1 protein-coding gene and 1 pseudogene (1 of these 2 running past the window's edge) are annotated in these 22,133 nt (G+C 63.0%); both read left to right on the forward strand.

Annotated elements, in window-relative coordinates; all coding sequences use genetic code 11:
- Window positions 1-21,304, forward strand: partial view of a M26 family metallopeptidase gene (locus C2L71_RS12055; RefSeq protein ID WP_204600484.1) — the 3' portion only. Its footprint begins 26,315 nt before the window's first position; 21,304 of the gene's 47,619 nt are visible here — the last part of the coding sequence; its start codon lies off the left edge, out of view; its stop codon occupies window positions 21,302-21,304.
- Window positions 21,305-21,363: 59 nt separating this feature from the next.
- Window positions 21,364-22,133: pseudogene (locus C2L71_RS10615) on the forward strand (hypothetical protein); the annotation flags it as partial.

A 22,133-nucleotide genomic window follows, 5' to 3' on the forward strand; every position in this document is an offset into this window, starting at 1 on the left:
CGACCACCTGCAGAAGGCGACCAACTGGTCCAAGGTGGGCGCGTGGGTGAATACGTTCGTCGCCACTGGCGAAAAGGTCGACCAGCGGGTGCCCGGCGCCACGGCGGGTGCGGACCTGAACTACAAGCCCGACACCTCCGCGAACGACGGCTCCGCAACCGATAAGGCCATCGAGCTTTCCACGCCTGAGGCACTTGCCTGGTGGGCATACAAATCGACTGGCAAGTACGCCACCATCGCGGCGGATATCGACCTGTTCGGTACCCCCTACATGGGTGTTGCCGCCGATCTGGCGACAACCACCGACTGGGGCGCACCCGCAAACATCGATAAGGGTCTTTTGTGGACGACTCCCTCGACGACGAATCAGCACCTCGACGGCGGCGGCAACACCATCACGCATATGCATGCCTATGACGGCCTCTTGTATAACGTGCTGGAGATGCGCGACCTCACGATGGCCGAGGGACTTGTGGATGCAACCGGCGGATTCGGGGGCGTAGTTGGCTCGTTCGCTTCGAGCGGCGTGAATAACACGATCTTCGTAAATCTCGTGAACGAAAGCGTGGCCGTGCGCGGCTCGGGTGGCTCGGGAGACCGTGCCGGCGGCATCGTGGGCGGCACCAGCAGTGGAAGTGTGTTTGTAGGATGCGTGAACCGGGCACCGGTAAGCAACGCACAGAACTATATCGGCGGCATCGTGGGCTCTTCTGGGAGCGGTGCAGTATCGTTCTATCTCTGCTCGAACGAGGGTACTATCGACGGTTCGGGTGCCTACCATGCCGGTGGCATGAGCGCTGGTGGTAAAGTGGTTGCGGAGGCATGCTACAACACCGGTTCTGTAACGGGAAAGGGAGACGCCGGCGGGCTGTTCTACATCAACTCCGGTATGGGCGAGTCTGTCACCGTCAAAGACAGCTATAACGCTGGTGCCGTTACGGCCACCAATAGCGGTGGGGCCGTCTGCCAGATAGCGCCCTCCTTCACCGGTACGGACGTGTTCTACAACTCGGACGTCACCGCGGGATCAGGTACCGGCGCGGCAACGCCTATGGCCGCTGACGCGATGAAGACGTCCGAATTTGCGAGCACCCTCGACACGCCACTGGCTGCGAGCACCACCGCGGCAGCGGGCATCAACCTCAATGATTACAAGTGGATGCGCATCGATGGCACGAACTCGGGCTATCCCTTCCTCATGGCCAACCGCGAGAACCTCAACTGGTCCGCCGTGGGTGCCCTGCAGGTGGAGTCCACGCTGCGCTCCACGGACGTTGCGGGCTCAAGCGGCCTTAAGGCGCTTTCGGGCTCCGGCACGCAGGAGAAGCCCTACGTCATTTCCAGCCCCGAGGCGCTGGCCTGGTACGCCTACCAGGTGAACACAAACGGAACAAAAGTCGTCGTCAACACGCCGGGCGTCGGCGTGAACGATCCGATGTTCGAGGTTTCGCCCACGTTTGACAGTCACGGTACGACGTACGATCTCACCTACACCTACAGCTATGTGCAACTGGGTGCCGACATCGATCTGTTAGGCGCGGCCTACGGTGGATCGGAAGATCTCAGCAAAGGCGCCGCTGCCGAAAAGTACGCGAACGTGCTCGAATGGGTGCCCATCCAGCAGCACACCCCCAACCTCGATGGCTTGGGTCATACGATCGACCATCTCTACATCAACGCCACGGCAGCCGATGACACGGCGGACTACCAGGGCCTGTTCGGTCGTGGAGATGCTTCCTACGAGAAGATCGACTCTCGCATAGCAAACACCTTCATCGGCGCAAACAGCTACGTGCGCGGCAACAATTACGTTGGCGCCTTCATCGGAGGGGCAAACAGTGTCAGCATTGTCAACTGCTCGAATGCGGCTGAAGTCGAGGGCGCGAGCTGTGTTGGCGGCATAGAGGGTTCCAACGGCGGAACCCGCGGCTATACCAGCGGCTGCTCCAACGTGGGCGTGGTTGTTGGCTCAACCAACGTCGGCGGCATCGTCGGCAACGGAAACCCCTCCCTCGCGGATTGCTCCAACGTCGGAGCCGTTACGGCCACTGCGGCGAACGGCAAGGCCGGCGGCATCATGGGAACCTCCGAAGCCGCGTCCAACTACACCACGAGTTGCTACAACGCAGGGCCGGTAAGTGCTGTTACGGCAGGCGCCATTACGGCTTCTTCGGGCTACATGTTCTCCAACTGTCTCTACGACAAGGATGCTTCCACACCGGCGGGCAAACCCGCCGTCATCGGAGTCGGCGAGTACTCAGAAACTCCCGGCAAGATTGACGGTGTCTCCAGCGCCGATCTCAAGAGCTGGGGCGCGGCCTACCAGCTGAACCGCATGTCGTCTACGCCCAATGCCGGCAGCGGACTCGACTACGCCTCCGTGGAGAACGCGGCCGACATGACCACGTGGCGCCAGGCCACGGGTGTCGATGCGACGCTCGAGAACAAGGGCTACCCGGTGCTCGTCGCGCTCGACGCAACCGACGCCGACGGCAATGCGGCAGCCTCCCTGCAAGCCGCCGCCGACTGGTCCGACGTGGGCGGCTGGGTTGACGCGTTCATCATGACCGACGAGAAGATCGACCAGCGGGTGCCCGGCGCCACGCCGGGCGAGCTCTTGAACTACAAGCCCGACACCTCCGTGAACGACGGTTCCACAGACGCTAAGGCCATCGAGCTTTCCACGCCCGAGGCGCTTGCCTGGTGGGTGTATAAATCGAGCGGCTGGAGCGCCATCATCACGGCGGATATCGACCTGTTCGGTACTCCCTACACGGGCGTCGACGCCAACCTCGTGGTGAGCACCGACTGGGGTGCGCCCAGCAACATCGAAGACGGCCTTTTGTGGACAGGCACCGCCAATACAGGGGCGAGCTTGAACGGTGGTGGCAACACCGTTAAGCATATGCATGCGACCAACGGTCTGCTGGAGGGTGCGCAGGAGATGCGCGACCTCATACTGGCCGAGGGCCTTGTGGATGCCTCCGGACAAGCTTCGGCGTATGCGGGAGCGTTCGCTTCGACCAGCGCAACAGCGGGCAGCGTGGAATTCTGGAACCTCGTGAACCAGAGTGTCGCCGTGCGCGGTTCGGGCGATGCGGGCAGCGTGGCCAGCGGCATCGTGGGCTTGAACGGACGCACATCCGTGTTCGTGGGATGCGCGAACCGGGCACCGGTGAGCGCGGCGTCTATCGTAGGCGGCATCGTGGGCATAAACCCGAGCGATTCGGCCACGTTCTACCTCTGCGCGAACGACGGTTCCATCAGTGCCGCACCCGGCCTGAACCCCACCATGGCCAACGGCATCGGCTATGCCAATAATGCAACTGCGGAAGCATGCTACAACACTGGTTCTGTGAGCGCGGACGTAAGCGCTGCCGGGCTGTTCTCCTTCCAGGCCTCCGCTGTCGTCAAAGACAGTTACAACTCCGGTGCCGTTTCGGCTGCCGGCAGCGGCGGAACCGCCTACCAGATAGCATCTACCTTCACCGGTGAGTCCACCTACTACAATTCCAGTCTCGCTGCCGGTGCGGGCACCGGCACGGCGGAGGGCAAGTCGGCCGCCGATATGAAGACGGCCGGGTTCGCCTCGACCCTTGACGGGCCGCTTTCCATCAGCGACACCGTGGCAGGGGACATCAATCTCAAAGACTACAAGTGGGTACGCACCGACGGTACGAACAAGGGTTATCCCTACATCGCCAGCCGCCTCCGCGACAACTGGGCGGCTGTGGGTGCCGAACAGGTCGAAGCCGATCTGCGCGCCACGGACGTGCCGGGCTCAACCGGCCTCAAGGCGCTTTCGGGTGCGGGTTCCGAAGCGAGCCCCTACGTGGTTTCCACCCCCGAGGCGCTCGCATGGTACGCCTACCAGGTGAATCAGCACAGCACCACGAACATTACTAACTCCGACGGCTCCACCCCGGGTCTCACCTACGACTATGCCTACGTGCAGTTGGGTGCCGACATCGATCTGTTGGGCGCGGCCTACGGCGGCAAGGTGAACGACGCCGGTGCCACCTCGGCCGACAAGTACGCAAACGTACTCGACTGGGTGCCCATGGATCAGAAGGCCCCGCACTTTGACGGTCAGGGTCACACGATCAACCACCTGTACATCAATGTCTCGGGGGACAACCAGGGTCTGTTCGGCACCACGGAGGCCGAAGCTGCAGACGGCGCCTTCATACAGAACACGTCCATCGGCGCCGAGGGCTATGTGTGCGGCAACGGCACCGTGGGCGCCATCGTCGGGCACGCGAAGGATACCGACCTCATCAACTGCTCGAACGCGGCTGAGGTCGAAGGATCCTTCGACCTCGGCGGCATCGCAGGCAATAACACCAGCAGTCTCTTTCTCGGCTGCGCCAACACGGGCAACATCAAAGGCAAAAGCGGCAACACCGGCGGTATCTGCGGCAGGACCGGCCAGGTCAGCGAAGAGTTCGCGAACTGCTACAACGCTGGCGCCGTCGAAACCACGTGGGACTACCGATCTGCCGCCGGCATCGTCGCGTACACCACCGGCCCGGTAACGAACTGCTACAACGTTGGCCGCATAACGTCAACAACAGACAGCGTGTACGCCATTGCAGGCGTTCCCTACGGCGCCTATCTCCATAACTGCCTCTACGACAAAGATGTCTCCAAGCAAGACGGCGCCACTGCCGACCAGGCGCAAGGCGTTACGGCTGCGGAACTCAAGAGCTGGGGCGCTGCCTACCAGCTGAACCGCGTGTCCGCCACGCCCAACGACAGCGGCGCGTTCGACTACGCCTCGGTGACCGACCTCGCGAACATGACCACGTGGCGCCAGGCCACGGGCGACGAAGCAGCGGGCACGCTCGAGAACAACGGCTACCCGGTGCTCGTCGCGCTCGACGGCACCGACGCCTCCGGCAACGCGGCAGCCTCCCTGCAGAAGGCGACCGACTGGTCTCAGGTGGGCGGCTGGGTTGACGCGTTCATCATGGCCGACGAGAAGATCGACCAGCGCGTGCCCGGCGCCACAGCGGGCGAGCCTTTGGGCTACAAGCCCGACCTCACCACCAACGACGGCTCTGCAACCGATAAGGCTATCGAGCTTTCCACGCCGGAAGCACTTGCCTGGTGGGCCTACAAAATGGGTAGCAAGTACGCCACCATCACAACCAACATTAACCTGTTTGGTACCCCCTATACGGGCGTTGCTGCCAACCTGGTAGCAACCACTTCCTACGGTGCACCTGCAAACATCGAAGACGGCCTTCTGTGGACAGACAACACCGCAGGTTCGCAGCACCTGAACGGCGGCGGCAACACCGTCAAGCACCTGCATGCAACCAACGGTCTGCTGAAGAACGTAGCAGAAATGCGTGACCTTACGCTGGCCGAGGGCCTCGTAGATGCAAGCGGGCAAACGTCGCTGGGCGGCGCAGGTGCGTTCGCGTCCACCATGGCAAGCGGTGCGACCTTCGTGAACCTGGTGAACGAGAGCGTTGCTGTGCGCGGTGCGGGCAATACGGCTGGCAGTGGCATCTACACGGGTGGCATTGCGGGTTACGGCATGGGCAGCACGCCGGTGTTTGTGATGTGTGTGAACCGTGCGCCGGTGAGCAATGCGTCCATCGCAGGCGGCATCCTCGGCTTCAACGTGGCTTCCGAAGCCTCGTTCTACCTCTGCGCCAACGAAGGGGCCATCGGCATTGCCGGTGAAGGCTCCACCACGGTTGCCGGCATCGGCTGCGCTCCCAGCGTGAATGCGGAGGCGTGCTATAACACGGGTTCCGCGACCGCAGGAAGCAACGCTGCGGGATTGTTCTTCCCCGGCAGCTCCGGCACCGTTGTCAAAAACAGCTACAACACCGGTGCCGTTACGGCTCCCACCGCTTGCCAGATATCGCCCACCTTCACCGGCACGGACGTGTTCTACAACTCCGGCCTCACCGCAGGGTCGGGCACCGGTACAGCAACACCCATGGCCGCTGTCGACATGAAGGTTGACGCGTTCATGAGAACGCTCGACACGCCGCTGGCCACCAGTGCCACCGCGGCAGCGGGCGTCAACCTCAAAGACTACAAGTGGGTGCGTGCCGACGGCACGAACGGCGGGTTCCCCTTCCTTGCCAGTCGCAACCACTCCGATTGGGCGATTGTTGGTGCCAAGCAGGACGAAGCTACGCTGCGCACCACAGACGTGCCGGGTGCAACCGGCCTCAAGGCGCTTTCGGGCGAGGGTTCTCAGGCGAGCCCCTACGTTGTTTCCACGCCTGAGGCTCTCGCGTGGTTTGCCAACAAAGTGAACAAGTACGGCAACTCGAGCATTACCAACTCCGACGGCACCACCCCGGGTCTCACCTATGGCAAGGCTTACGTGCAGTTGGGTGCCGACATCGATCTTCTGGGTGCGGCCTATGGTGGCTCGGCCGACGAGACCCTTTCCACCGCCGCCGAGCGATACGCCAACGTGCTTGAATGGGTGCCCATAGAGCAGCGCGATCCTCACTTCGACGGTTTGGGCCACACGATCGACCACCTGTACATCAATGCTCCCGACAAGGACAACCAGGGTCTGTTCGGCCAAGCGCAGGGTATGGATAGCGGCTTGTACATACAGAACGTGTCCATCGGCAGCAAGAGCTACGTGCACGGCAAAGAAAACGTTGGTGCCCTCGCCGGAATCACGGACAAAGCCGCTTTCACCAACTGCTCGAATGCGGCCGAGGTCGTGGGCGAAGGTCAGTACGTCAGCGGCATTGTGGGCGGCTGGGCGAACGGCAAGATTCTCGGGTGCTCCAACACGGGCGCCGTCACGGGTACAACCTGCGTCGGTGGCATCGCTAGCTATGGGTATTTCAATATGGTGAACTGCTTCAACACTGGCGCCGTTACCGCAACTGCCGGGTATGCCGGAGGCGTCGCTGCAGGAACGTTCGAGAAAATCGTGAACTGCTACAACGCGGGTCCCGTCGCCGGCGACAAAGCGGCTGCTATCGTGGTTTATCCCCCTTCCTCTGGCACTCCCTGCTACAACTGTCTCTACGTCACCGAGGCTTCCAAACCGGCTACCGCCGGAATCTACGACAAAAATGACGCCCACGGCAAGGTGGAGGGCGTTACGGCCGAGGCTCTCAAGAGCTGGGGCGGCGCTTACCAGATGAACCGGGTTGCGGCTTCAATCAACTCGTACAACTCGCTGGAATACGCCGCGGTAACCGACTTCGCGAACATGACTACCTGGCGCCAGGCCACGGGCGAGGGTGCCACGCTCGAGAACAACGGCTACCCGGTGCTCACCGGGATCGACTCGATCGACGCGAACGACGCTGTGGCCGACCACATGCAGAAGGCCGCCGACTGGTCGCAGGTAGGCGCGTGGGTGGACACGTTCCTCACCGCCGACGAGACCAACACCCTGCGCGTGCCCGGTGCCGATTCGACAGCGGCCACGCCTCTCAACTACAAGCCCAACCTCTCAACCAATAACGGTTCCGATGCCGACCTGTCCATCCAGCTGGCTACCCCAGAGGCCTTCGCGTGGTATGCCTACAAGGCAAACACGACGCCCACCGATGCCATCACCGGTGCCGCTGCCACCACGTACGCCGAGGCGTTCGTGAAGCTGACCGCAAACATCAACCTGACGGGCGCCCCCTACGGTGGCTCGCTCGCAACGGCCGATACCCAGCAGGCGAAGCACCAAAGCGCCCTTGCGTGGACATCTATCGGAGCGAGCAGTGACCATCCCTTCATTGGGAGGTTCGCTGGCACGGGAGCCACGATTGATCATCTGTACGTCCAGACCAAGCGCGTCGATGGCGTACTGAACAATTCTGGCCTGTTTGGCTACGTGGGTAAAGCTACGCTTAAAGATGTGGCCATCACCAGTGGTTTCGTTGGCTCCAACGATTCCTCTGCGGCGGCATTCGACAACGTGGGTGCCCTCGTAGGTTCTGCCGTGCCGGGCGGAGTGCTCACGCTGAATGGCTGCTCCAACGCAGCCGACGTCAGCGCCAGCGGCGCGAATGCCGGTGGCCTGGTGGGCACCACGGAAAGCACGGCTCTCTACCTGACTGGCTGCAGCAACACCGGCGCGGTCAACGCGACCGGTGCGAGCGCTGGTGGTCTGGTGGGGCAGTGCGCGGCAGCGAAGATGCGCGTTTCCGACTGTTACAGCACCGGCAGTGTGCATGCCGGCAATGGTGCTGGCGGCTTGGCGGGCTCCATCGATGCGGTCGTAGCAAGTTCGGCAAGCGGACAGCCCGTCTTCGTCAACTGCTACAACATAGGTTCGGTTGCCGACGAGGGTGGAAACGCCCACGCAGCATTCGGCATAAGCACCTACGCTGACGCAACCACGCCTTTGAGTGCCAATATCTACTACAACCCCGCTGTTGCTCCGGCAGACACTGCGCCGGGCCTTATTGGCAAGACCGCCGCCGAGTTCGCCTCGGGCGAGGTAACGTGGAGGCTCAACCACGCCAATGCGACCACCGGTGTGGTGGATGAGGCCAACAACTCCGCCGACCGCAATGCGTGGCACCAGGCTATCAACCGTATTCCGGATGGCAAGCCGCAATCAACGAGCGACAAGAACCCGCTGTTGGGTGCGTCGATAACCGCGCCAAAATTGGTGCGTGCAACGTTCATGTCCAACACACCAACGTTGGGCAACACGTGCGCTTACGCGAACGTGGGCTCAAAGCTGGAACTGCCCGCAGGCTACTCCAGCTATCACTTGGGATCCGCCTTCGGGGCAGCGATAACCAGCCCCTACACCGTTCCCTCCGATGTCTCCGACGCTAACTACGGCGATTTCGACGTGCACGCCGGCGACATTGAATCCTGGGTTGGCGTGGGTGTTATGCAGGATGAGGCAACCCTGCGCGCCCAAGTTGTGACCGGTTCTGACAACGGCTACGCGCTTTCGGGCGCGGGTTCTCAGGCGAACCCGTACGTCGTGTCCACCCCCGAGGCGCTGGCCTGGTTCGCCAACAAGGTGAACTCTAGGAATGGCAACCGCGTAGCAAATACGCCCGGCGTCGGTGTGAACGACCCGACATTCGAAGCCTCTCCCACCTACATAAACAATTACAACACGGAAGCCTTCCTTCCCTATGGGTACGCGTACGTGCAGCTGGGTGCCGACATTGACCTGCTGGGTACAACCTACGGCGGCAGCGTGGACGAGACTCCCGGCAAAACGTCGGCCGAGAAGTATGCGAACGTGCTCGACTGGAAGCCCATGAACCAGAGAGTCCCCAACTTCGACGGTCGGGGTCATACGATCGACCACCTCTATATCAATGCTACCGCAGGTGACGTTACGGCGAGGAACCAGGGCTTGTTCAGCTTTACGGAAGCCTCAGACGACATTCCTTCTTCCATAAAGAACACGTCAATCGGCGCAGAGAGCTACGTGCACGGTTACGACTACGTGGGCGCTTTCGCCGGATTTGCGGAGAGTATCAATTTCATCAACTGCTCGAGCGCGGCCGAGGTTTCGGGCGAGAAGCTTGTTGGTGGCTTGGCGGGCACCAGCAACTACGGCACGTTCACCAACTGCTTCAACGCGGGCAGCATCACCGCAACGAACGGACAGGCTGGCGGCATCGTTTCTGATCGAGGGTATTATCCCGGTAAGATCACGAACTGCTACAACGTGGGAAGCGTCAGTGCCACCACGGCGGCAGGCGCCATTACGAGCGGCTCGGCCGAAGGGTGCTCTAACTGCCTCTATGACAAGGAAACTTCCACGCCGGCGGGCAAACCCGCCATCATTGGAGTGGGAAGCGGCGCAGACACCCCCGGCAAGGTGGACGGTGTCACCACTGCCGACCTCAAGAGCTGGGGCGCGGCCTACCAGCTGAACCGGGTTGCGGCAACGCTCAACGACAACGGTTCTATCAGCTACGCCTCCGCGGACAACGTGGCCGACATGACCGCGTGGCGCCAGGCCACGGGTTCAGGCTCCACGCTCGAGAACAATGGCTATCCGGTGCTCGTCGCGCTCGACGGCACCGACGCCGACGGCAACGTGGCCGACCACCTGCAGAAGGCGACCAACTGGTCCAAGGTGGGCGCGTGGGTGAATACGTTCGTCGCCACTGGCGAAAAGGTCGACCAGCGGGTGCCCGGCGCCACGGCGGGTGCGGACCTGAACTACAAGCCCGACACCTCCGCGAACGACGGCTCCGCAACCGATAAGGCCATCGAGCTTTCCACGCCTGAGGCACTTGCCTGGTGGGCATACAAATCGACTGGCAAGTACGCCACCATCGCGGCGGATATCGACCTGTTCGGTACCCCCTACATGGGTGTTGCCGCCGATCTGGCGACAACCACCGACTGGGGCGCACCCGCAAACATCGATAAGGGTCTTTTGTGGACGACTCCCTCGACGACGAATCAGCACCTCGACGGCGGCGGCAACACCATCACGCATATGCATGCCTATGACGGCCTCTTGTATAACGTGCTGGAGATGCGCGACCTCACGATGGCCGAGGGACTTGTGGATGCAACCGGCGGATTCGGGGGCGTAGTTGGCTCGTTCGCTTCGAGCGGCGTGAATAACACGATCTTCGTAAATCTCGTGAACGAAAGCGTGGCCGTGCGCGGCTCGGGTGGCTCGGGAGACCGTGCCGGCGGCATCGTGGGCGGCACCAGCAGTGGAAGTGTGTTTGTAGGATGCGTGAACCGGGCACCGGTAAGCAACGCACAGAACTATATCGGCGGCATCGTGGGCTCTTCTGGGAGCGGTGCAGTATCGTTCTATCTCTGCTCGAACGAGGGTACTATCGACGGTTCGGGTGCCTACCATGCCGGTGGCATGAGCGCTGGTGGTAAAGTGGTTGCGGAGGCATGCTACAACACCGGTTCTGTAACGGGAAAGGGAGACGCCGGCGGGCTGTTCTACATCAACTCCGGTATGGGCGAGTCTGTCACCGTCAAAGACAGCTATAACGCTGGTGCCGTTACGGCCACCAATAGCGGTGGGGCCGTCTGCCAGATAGCGCCCTCCTTCACCGGTACGGACGTGTTCTACAACTCGGACGTCACCGCGGGATCAGGTACCGGCGCGGCAACGCCTATGGCCGCTGACGCGATGAAGACGTCCGAATTTGCGAGCACCCTCGACACGCCACTGGCTGCGAGCACCACCGCGGCAGCGGGCATCAACCTCAATGATTACAAGTGGATGCGCATCGATGGCACGAACTCGGGCTATCCCTTCCTCATGGCCAACCGCGAGAACCTCAACTGGTCCGCCGTGGGTGCCCTGCAGGTGGAGTCCACGCTGCGCTCCACGGACGTTGCGGGCTCAAGCGGCCTTAAGGCGCTTTCGGGCTCCGGCACGCAGGAGAAGCCCTACGTCATTTCCAGCCCCGAGGCGCTGGCCTGGTACGCCTACCAGGTGAACACAAACGGAACAAAAGTCGTCGTCAACACGCCGGGCGTCGGCGTGAACGATCCGATGTTCGAGGTTTCGCCCACGTTTGACAGTCACGGTACGACGTACGATCTCACCTACACCTACAGCTATGTGCAACTGGGTGCCGACATCGATCTGTTAGGCGCGGCCTACGGTGGATCGGAAGATCTCAGCAAAGGCGCCGCTGCCGAAAAGTACGCGAACGTGCTCGAATGGGTGCCCATCCAGCAGCACACCCCCAACCTCGATGGCTTGGGTCATACGATCGACCATCTCTACATCAACGCCACGGCAGCCGATGACACGGCGGACTACCAGGGCCTGTTCGGTCGTGGAGATGCTTCCTACGAGAAGATCGACTCTCGCATAGCAAACACCTTCATCGGCGCAAACAGCTACGTGCGCGGCAACAATTACGTTGGCGCCTTCATCGGAGGGGCAAACAGTGTCAGCATTGTCAACTGCTCGAATGCGGCTGAAGTCGAGGGCGCGAGCTGTGTTGGCGGCATAGAGGGTTCCAACGGCGGAACCCGCGGCTATACCAGCGGCTGCTCCAACGTGGGCGTGGTTGTTGGCTCAACCAACGTCGGCGGCATCGTCGGCAACGGAAACCCCTCCCTCGCGGATTGCTCCAACGTCGGAGCCGTTACGGCCACTGCGGCGAACGGCAAGGCCGGCGGCATCATGGGAACCTCCGAAGCCGCGTCCAACTACACCACGAGTTGCTACAACGCAGGGCCGGTAAGTGCTGTTACGGCAGGCGCCATTACGGCTTCTTCGGGCTACATGTTCTCCAACTGTCTCTACGACAAGGATGCTTCCACACCGGCGGGCAAACCCGCCGTCATCGGAGTCGGCGAGTACTCAGAAACTCCCGGCAAGATTGACGGTGTCTCCAGCGCCGATCTCAAGAGCTGGGGCGCGGCCTACCAGCTGAACCGCATGTCGTCTACGCCCAATGCCGGCAGCGGACTCGACTACGCCTCCGTGGAGAACGCGGCCGACATGACCACGTGGCGCCAGGCCACGGGTGTCGATGCGACGCTCGAGAACAAGGGCTACCCGGTGCTCGTCGCGCTCGACGCAACCGACGCCGACGGCAATGCGGCAGCCTCCCTGCAAGCCGCCGCCGACTGGTCCGACGTGGGCGGCTGGGTTGACGCGTTCATCATGACCGACGAGAAGATCGACCAGCGGGTGCCCGGCGCCACGCCGGGCGAGCTCTTGAACTACAAGCCCGACACCTCCGTGAACGACGGTTCCACAGACGCTAAGGCCATCGAGCTTTCCACGCCCGAGGCGCTTGCCTGGTGGGTGTATAAATCGAGCGGCTGGAGCGCCATCATCACGGCGGATATCGACCTGTTCGGTACTCCCTACACGGGCGTCGACGCCAACCTCGTGGTGAGCACCGACTGGGGTGCGCCCAGCAACATCGAAGACGGCCTTTTGTGGACAGGCACCGCCAATACAGGGGCGAGCTTGAACGGTGGTGGCAACACCGTTAAGCATATGCATGCGACCAACGGTCTGCTGGAGGGTGCGCAGGAGATGCGCGACCTCATACTGGCCGAGGGCCTTGTGGATGCCTCCGGACAAGCTTCGGCGTATGCGGGAGCGTTCGCTTCGACCAGCGCAACAGCGGGCAGCGTGGAATTCTGGAACCTCGTGAACCAGAGTGTCGCCGTGCGCGGTTCGGGCGATGCGGGCAGCGTGGCCAGCGGCATCGTGGGCTTGAACGGACGCACATCCGTGTTCGTGGGATGCGCGAACCGGGCACCGGTGAGCGCGGCGTCTATCGTAGGCGGCATCGTGGGCATAAACCCGAGCGATTCGGCCACGTTCTACCTCTGCGCGAACGACGGTTCCATCAGTGCCGCACCCGGCCTGAACCCCTCCATGGCCAACGGCATCGGCTATGCCAATAATGCAACTGCGGAAGCATGCTACAACACTGGTTCTGTGAGCGCGGACGTAAGCGCTGCCGGGCTGTTCTCCTTCCAGGCCTCCGCTGTCGTCAAAGACAGTTACAACTCCGGTGCCGTTTCGGCTGCCGGCAGCGGCGGAACCGCCTACCAGATAGCATCTACCTTCACCGGTGAGTCCACCTACTACAATTCCAGTCTCGCTGCCGGTGCGGGCACCGGCACGGCGGAGGGCAAGTCGGCCGCCGATATGAAGACGGCCGGGTTCGCCTCGACCCTTGACGGGCCGCTTTCCATCAGCGACACCGTGGCAGGGGACATCAATCTCAAAGACTACAAGTGGGTACGCACCGACGGTACGAACAAGGGTTATCCCTACATCGCCAGCCGCCTCCGCGACAACTGGGCGGCTGTGGGTGCCGAACAGGTCGAAGCCGATCTGCGCGCCACGGACGTGCCGGGCTCAACCGGCCTCAAAGCGCTTTCGGGTGCGGGTTCCGAAGCGAGCCCCTACGTGGTATCCACGCCTGAGGCTCTTGCCTGGTACGCCTACCAGGTGAATCAGCACAGCACTACGGACATCACCAATTCCGACGGCACCACCCCGGGTCTCACCTACGACTACGCCTACGTGCAGTTGGGTGCCGACATCGATCTTCTGGGCGCGGCCTACGGCGGCAAGGTGAACGACGCCGGTGCCACCTCGGCCGACAAGTACGCAAACGTACTCGACTGGGTGCCCATGGACCAGAAGGCCCCGCATTTCGACGGCCAGGGCCACACGATCAACCACCTGTACATCAACAGCTCGGCAGAGCGCGTGGGCCTGTTCGGCAAGACCGAGGCCGAAGCAGCAGACGCCTCCTTCATACGGAACACGTCTGTGGGTGCCGAGGGCTACGTGCGCGGCAACAGCTACAGCACGGGCACCCTCGTCGGATGGGCGAAGATCATCGAACTCGTCAACTGCTCGAACGCGGCCGAGGTCTCGGGCGACACGGCCGGCGGCGTCGCGGGCTACATCGAAAGCGGCCGCACCATCGGCTGCTCCAACATGGGTGGCGTCACCGGCTCGTCCACAGCCGGCGGCATCGTGGGCCAAGGGCACGGCGATTTCGCGTACTGCTCCAACATCGGCACCGTCTACGGAGGGGTAAATAGCAATGTCGCCGGCATTGCCAATACGTATGGCAGTACAGTCGTGAGCTGCTACAATGCGGGGCGTGTCGACGGCATCAGTGGCACCGGTGGCGGGAACGCCGTCGTACGAGGTGGCAAACCCCACGAGGGCGAACCCGCTAACGACTGCTACAACTGCTTCTATGACAAGGAAACCTCCAATGCCGGCGCCGGGAAATACGGCGATGCGGACATCCCCGGCAAGATCGAGGGTGTCTCCACCGCGGCTCTCAAGAGCTGGGGCGCTGCCTACCAGCTGAACCGCGTGTCCGCCACGCCCAACGCGAGCGGCACGTTCGACTACGCCTCGGTGACCGACCTCGCGAACATGACCACGTGGCGCCAGGCCACGGGCGACGAAGCAGCGGGCACGCTGGAGAACAACGGCTACCCGGTGCTCGTCGCGCTCGACGGCACCGACGCCTCCGGCAACGCGGCAGCCTCCCTGCAGAAGGCCACCGACTGGTCTCAGGTGGGCGCATGGATTGATACGTTCCTCACCGTCGACGAGAAGATTGACCAGCGGGTGCCCGGCGCCACGGCAGGCGAGCTCTTAGGCTACAAGCCCAACCTCGCCACCAACAACGGCACCACGGCCGACTTGGCCATCGAGCTTCCCAGCCCCGAGGCGCTGGCGTGGTTCGCCTACAAGACCAATAACACGCCCGCTGAGGTGATCTCTGGAAGCACCACCTACAAGAACGCCTACACCAAGCTTGGCGCTGACATCGACCTTGAGGGCAAGAACTACGGCGGCTCGGCCGACGAGTCCAAAGCCACCGCCGCCGACAAGTACGCAAACGTGCTCGACTGGGTTGCCATGAACCAATACGCTCCCCACTTCGACGGCAAGGGCCACACGATCGACCACCTCTACATCAACGCGCCGGAGAAGAGCCAGCAAGGTCTGTTCGGCATGACGGACAGTTCGGCTCAGGACAACTTCATACAGAACGTCTCCATCGGCAGCCAGAGCTACGTGCGTTCCAAGACGGTCGCGGGCGGGCTCGCCGGGAGCGTGGCCTATGTCAACTTCACCAACTGCTCGAACGCGGCCGAGATCTCTACTGAGCCCGGACGACCCCATGATGCAAGTGCCGCTGGCGGCATTGCCGGCTATCTCCACGAGGGCAACATCTCCGGCTGCTCCAACACGGGTACCGTAACCGCCGAGGGCTACAGCAATGCCGGCGGCATCGTCGGGGACGGCTTCAAGAACAAGATCACGAACTGCTTCAACACCGGCGCCGTCACAGCTGGTGTTGCCGGCTCCGATGATGGAGGCACCAGCATTGCCAGCGGCATCGTCGCCAGGTCGTTGTACGGTGATGGCATTATGAACTGCTATAACACGGGCACCGTCAGCGGCACTACGGCGGATCCCGTCGGCGCCCGTACTGGTGTCGTGGCCAACTGCTACTACCTGGCCGACACCGCTACCGACCTGGCAGACGGCAAGGCGGCTCGCACGGCTGACCAGTTCGCCGCGGGCCAAGTGGCCTGGGAGCTTGACACGGCTGACGCCGCAGGCGCCAACGTGGGCGGCGCTCACCGCGGCACCTGGGGCCAGAACGTCGGCCGCACCAACGACGGCGAGGTTGACGCCACGCTGGGCGATGCGCTCCCGACGTTCCTTAATGCTTCTGCGCACCCGGCTGTGTTCTGCGCGAATACGGTGTTCGACTCCGCAGCGCTTCCGAGCGAGCCTGCCGCTGCCGTCTTCGGCAACGCCAACGACAAGGCAAAGCTGCCTACTCCTTCCACGGGCGCACTCATGAAGTACTACAAGGGCTCCACGTCCACTGACGTGAGCGATGCCAACAAGCTGACTTCGCCCATTACGCTGGGTACGGCCGACCTGTCCGTGTACGCCACGCCGGCCGCCTATGCCACCTGGGCTGAAGTGGGCGCCGACCAAACCGAGGAAGCACTGCGCCTCACCTACTGGGACGACGCCTCCAGCACCTGGAAGAAGGCTGCAGATGCAGCCAGTGTGCCGGCGGACGCGCTTGTTGCCCTCACGGGCGACGGCACCACCAGCCTCGCGGCGCTTACCATTGCTTCGCCCGAGGCCTTGGCGTGGTTTATGTCCGCTGTCAACAAAGACGATACTATTCGAGGTGAAACCGGTTGGATCAGGCAAAAGGCACGCGATGCGCACATGAAGCTGGCGGCCAACATCAGCCTGCAGGGTACGAAGGCTTCCGGTGCAATGTACGATTATGTGACGGCGCCCGATACCGCCCTGCCATGGATTCCTATCGCGAATAAGAGCGCCTCTATCTTTACCGGCTCCGTCGATGGCCAGGGCTTCGAGGTAGATTACCTGCATCTTGACGGAACCCTTGACGGGGCAGGCCTTGTCCAAGGCTTGTTTGGCTACCTTTCGGGTTCTCTCAAGAACCTGGGCATCGGCCAGAACGGCACCATTTCCGGGAGCGAGACTGCCGGTGCGCTGGTTGGCGCCGGCGAAACGGGCGTCACTGTTGAGGGATGCTGGAACAAGGCAGAGGTATCCGCTACCGCTACGGCGGGCGGCGTAGCTGGATTGTTCGCCGGATCGATGGCGGGCTGCACCAACTATGCATCCGTTACGGCGGTGGGGGATAGCACCTACGCCCCGCGTGCGGCTGGCCTTGTCGGCTATGGCTCCCTAGGCAACTACATAACAATAACCGACTGTTTGAATAAGGGAGCGGTGTCTGCACCAAGCGGAATTGCATCGGGCATCCACGGAGGTTCGGCCGGCTCGGGCACCAGGAGCATGTCCAACTGCTTAAGCGCTGGCCCGGTAAGCGGCGACAGCACCTATGCGCTGAACGCTGATTCCAGCTTCGCTTCCGTTACGAACTGCTATTACAACAACGTAACTATCACTTTCACGCCCGCCGCTGGGGAAGAGGGTATGCTGGGTTCCATCACGCCGGTAACTCCCGACCAGCTGGCCTCCGGCCAGGTGGCGTGGGCGCTCGACACGGCGTTGGCCGACGGTTCGAGCACGGGCAACGTCCATCGCGACGTGTGGGGTCAGAAGGTTGGCCGCAATGCGACCACCGGCGAGCTCGATTCCACGGGCGACGCCTGCCCGGCACCCGGCGTATCCAATGCGCACCCGCGCGTACTTGCGCTGGCGCAGAACTTCGAAGATGCGGTGTTTGGCGACGACACGACCGAGCCAACCCAAACGTTCTACGCAAACGCCGGCTCGAAGGTGAAGCTGGCCGTGCCGACCGATACGTCCAAGAAGCACCGCTACGTGCTGACCGGCAACGAGTCCGGCACCGATCCAGCCGTTGAAACAGCTATCAAGAGCCCTTACACGGTGGTCGCCGGCCGCACGACCGACCTGGCCATAACCGTGAAGAACGGCGCTGTGTTCAGCAGCTGGCAGGAGTTGGCCACGGCGGTGGACGAAGGCAAAACGGTCAAGCTGATGAACGACACCGACAAAGACATGGGTACCTTCAAGCCCGATACTTCCATGAACGACGGCTCAACGGCTGATAAGGCAATCCGCATCGACTCACCCGAGGCGCTGGCCTGGTGGGCGTACAAGACCACCGGCAAGTATGCCCTCATCACCGAAAACATCGACCTGTTCGGCACTGCCTACACCGGCGTTACGGTCGGCGCGGACGCCAACGACCTTGACGGCGCCACCGGTGCCGACGGCATCCCCGACAACATTGCGATGGCCCTTGTGTGGCCGAACACCACCACGGGTACCCTCCTCGACGGCGGCGGTTTCACCATCGAGCACCTCTACGCCACCAACGGCTTGTTGAAGGATCCGGAAGCCATGCGTAACCTCACGCTTGCTGCAGGTTTGGTGGATGCAGCCGGGCAAGAGGTTTGGGCGCGCGCAGGCGCGTTCGCGTCCACCACTCTGTCGTACAGATCTCCTATTTTCGCGAACCTCGTGAATGAGAGCGTGGCAGTGCGCGGCTCCGGCGGCTCGGACGGTCGCGGCTTTGCGGGAGGCATCGTAGGCGAGTCGTGCTACTACCCTGTGTTTGTGGGATGCACGAACCGGGCACCAGTGAGCGCGGCGGGGAATGTCGGTGGCATCACGGGCTACGGCTCGGGCAATGGGTGCATGGTCTCGTTCTATCGCTGCTCGAACGAGGGTACTGTCGACAACTCCGACGTGATGTACGGTCATGCCGCCGGCATTGGCAGCGCGATTAGCAAGATACAAGCGGAGGCATGCTTCAACACCGGCATCGTTGCCGGGGAGAGCGGAGCTAAAGGGTTGTTCCATACTCAGGACACATCGTCGGTTAAGAACAGCTACAACTCCGGTACCGTCACGGTGGCCGACGCTAGTAAATCAGCCTATCAGATAGCGTACGGGAGCAACTTCACCGTCGAATCCTCTTACTACAACTCCGACCCCGGCACTGCCGAGCCGGGCGTCGATTCGGGCGTAACGGGTAAGACCACGGTCGAGATGAAGACTGACGTCTTCGCCGATCTGCTGAACGAGGTGCTGGCCACCAGCACTACCGAGGTCGACGGTATCAAGCTGGCCGACTACGCTTGGGTGCGTGCCGACAGCACAAACGGCGGCTATCCTTACACGCAAGTACGTGAGTTCTTAAGCTGGGCCGACGTGGCCAAGATACAAACCGAAGCTCGCTTGCGCCTCACGGGTGTGAGCAGCTCGGGTGCACAGACGGTGTATTCCGATGCCGCTGCGCTTACTGCGTCGGGCGACACCCCGGCTCTTGCAGGCGGCGGCACCGGCGCGAATGACCAGCTGCGTGTGGCAACGCCCGAAGCGTTCGCCTGGTTTGCTTTCCAGGTAACGAACGGCGGCACCATAGCTGGTTTGGACGGTAGCGGCTCGCAGGGCGCTGGCAATGCGAATGTCGTGCTCGTACGCGACATCAGCCTGCTTGGCACCCTTGAAAGCGGCGCCGCGAAAGACTATGTGACGGCTGGCTCGTCGCTTGTCGCTACCAACGCGCTGCCGTGGAAGTCTGTTGGCACGTTCAGCGGAACCTTCTCCGGCGGCGGCAACACCGTTGATGGTTTGTATGTATACCACGACAAAGGCCTGTTCAGCACGTTGAATGGCGCGGGTTCCATCTCCGAGCTCACTATTGGTACGAACTCGCTGGTTGACGCAATGGACACTACGGGCGCCTTTGCCGCGTGGATAGAAGGCTCGGCCGCTATCCGCGATTGCGTGAACACGGCTCCTGTCAAGTCGAACGCTTCGGCGGTTGGCATCGTTGCCGATGTGCTGGGCACAGCTACCATCGAATGCTGCGGCAACGTGGGCGCCATCACTGGTGGCACGGGGCAGTCGGCTGCCGGTATCGCGGGGTGGGTGCGCGACGAGGGCACCAACCATATAAGCGACTGCTACAACCTGGGTGCCATCACCGGTGGCGGGTCTGCATCGGGGAGCGGTGGCGTGAGCCGCGCGGCGGGTATCTGCTACTCGTACAACGCGAGTGGTGCTCTTTCGGGATGCTACAACGCCGGCGCGGTTGCAGGTGCTGATGCAGTGGAGCCTATCATGTCGAAGAACGCGGGCTCGTCAAGCTCCACGGCCAACTGCTTCTACGACAGCACGATCTTCGGTGCCGGCACGGTCACCGACGGCTCCACCGGCCTGGCTACGGCCGCCATGAAGGCTCGCTCCACGGCCGATGCGCTCAACGGCTCCGGCCGCACGGGTTCGGCGCGTGTGTGGTACACCGCACTCGATACCGAGGCCACGGAGGGCTATCCCACCTTCGACGCACCTACCATGCTGGCAGCATCGGTGAAGCTTCCCGCAAGCCCGACCGAGGCCAAGCAAGCCAGCCAGCCGTTCACGGCCGTGACCCCGGGTGCGACCCCGGTGCTTGTCAATCCGCGCTTGCGCTCCTTCGGCGAGGCTGATACGTCGTTCACGCCGGCCGACGATAGCACGGTCGAAGTGACGGCGGTAACCGACGTGGAGAGCGGCTTCAGCACGTTTGGTACCACGAACGCTAACGCGAAGGTGGGTGCCGGTACGGGCACCGGCGACGCACGTGTTGACCTGTCCGTCGCGACGGCTTCGTCGAACGCGCCTTCCACATCGCTCGGTTCTGCGGTTTCCACGGTGGATCTGTACGCGGCCGCTGCCTACAACACCGCCTCCGCGCGTTACTTCCTGTTGGATGTGGCTGACAGCGGCAAGCGCTACGAGGTGCAGATTACCGTCGAGCCTCCTGCCAGCAAAACCTACCAGGTCGACGTGCCCGTGGACGCCCAGCTGTTCGAGCTGGAGCCCGACGGCACGGTGAAGCACGCCGATGCGGCCGCGGAAAGCGCCATGACCAACACCGGCGCGGCACCGGTGACCGGCTCCATCGCGTCGGTTGCGCCGGTGGCGAAGGACGATGAGATTGTTGGCGACTTCGACGGCAACGGCACGCAGGATACGGTGAAGATCACCGACGTCCTGGCTCCCGCGGCTGAGAGTGTGACGCTTGCAGATTCCAACGACTCCATCGCACGCGATGAAGGCGGCATGGTGCAGCTGGGGCTGAAGGGTGTGAGCGCCGGATCGCTGGGCAGCGTGTACTTCGTCCCCGGCATCGGGACGGCTGGTACTATTCCGCTTTCGTTCCAGCTCGCTGCCGCGACCGGCACTGCGACACCGCTCACCTGGCGGTACTTCATGGACTACACCGGCACGTACGTCAGCGAGTCGGTCGACGGCGGGACGTTCGCCTACAAGGTGGCATACGACCTGGCGCTGTCTGCCGACGACGTGTCCGCCAACGCGGCAAGCACCACCCCGTAGAGCACGGCCCAGGAGGGGGGTAGCCCCCCTCCTGGGAATCCGACTGAGGCAAGGATCGCATGGGAAAGAAGAAGGACAAGAAGAAGGGCATGGACATGGAGGCGAAGCTCGTCGCGGCTAACCGCATGGCGCTGGCCGCGTTCGAGGCGGCCGACGCCCTCCAACGCCGCGCGCTCGAGTCCGGCTCGGGAGTCGAGGAGGCCACCGACGCGCTGCGCTGTGCACTGGAGGCGCTCGGCGCCGTGCAGGCGGCCGACTCGCGCCCCCGCGACGAGGAGCTCGTGCGCAGCGCATTCAAGCGGGCGAAGGCCGTACTTAAGCGCACCGAGGCCCTCAAGGCCGCCGCCGACGCGCAGCCGTCCGAGCCGCTGAGCGTGGCCGAACCTGCGAGTGCAGCCGCGAGCGTGGCCGAACCTGCATGTGCAGCCGCGAGTGCGGCCGAGTCCGCTCCTGAGTTCGCCCCGACTCCCGTGCAGGCCGTCGCCCCGATCCCCGCGCCCGCCCCGGCGCCCGAGGATGTTTCACGTGAAACATCCGTTCGCGACGTGCACACGGCTCCCCTCCCGGCTCCCGCCTCTTCCGGCCGTGCCGCCATGGCACGGCGCATCGCGCTTGCCGCCGTCGAGGCCGCCGAGGCGGCGAGCCAAGGCGGCCTGCCGCAGGCACCCGCAACGCTCGACGCCGCCCGCGCCGCCCTGGCCCTTGCCGACGCTGCCGCGCGCGCCGAGGCCGCCTCCACCCCGGACATGGAAGCCCTCGCGCAGGTCGCCCTGGCCTCCGCCTCGCGGGCCCTGGCCGACGCCCAGTCGCTTGGCGGCCCCGTGCCCGC

Origin of the sequence: Enteroscipio rubneri, from assembly GCF_002899715.1 — a bacterium.
In the GTDB taxonomy this organism is placed as follows: domain Bacteria; phylum Actinomycetota; class Coriobacteriia; order Coriobacteriales; family Eggerthellaceae; genus Enteroscipio; species Enteroscipio rubneri.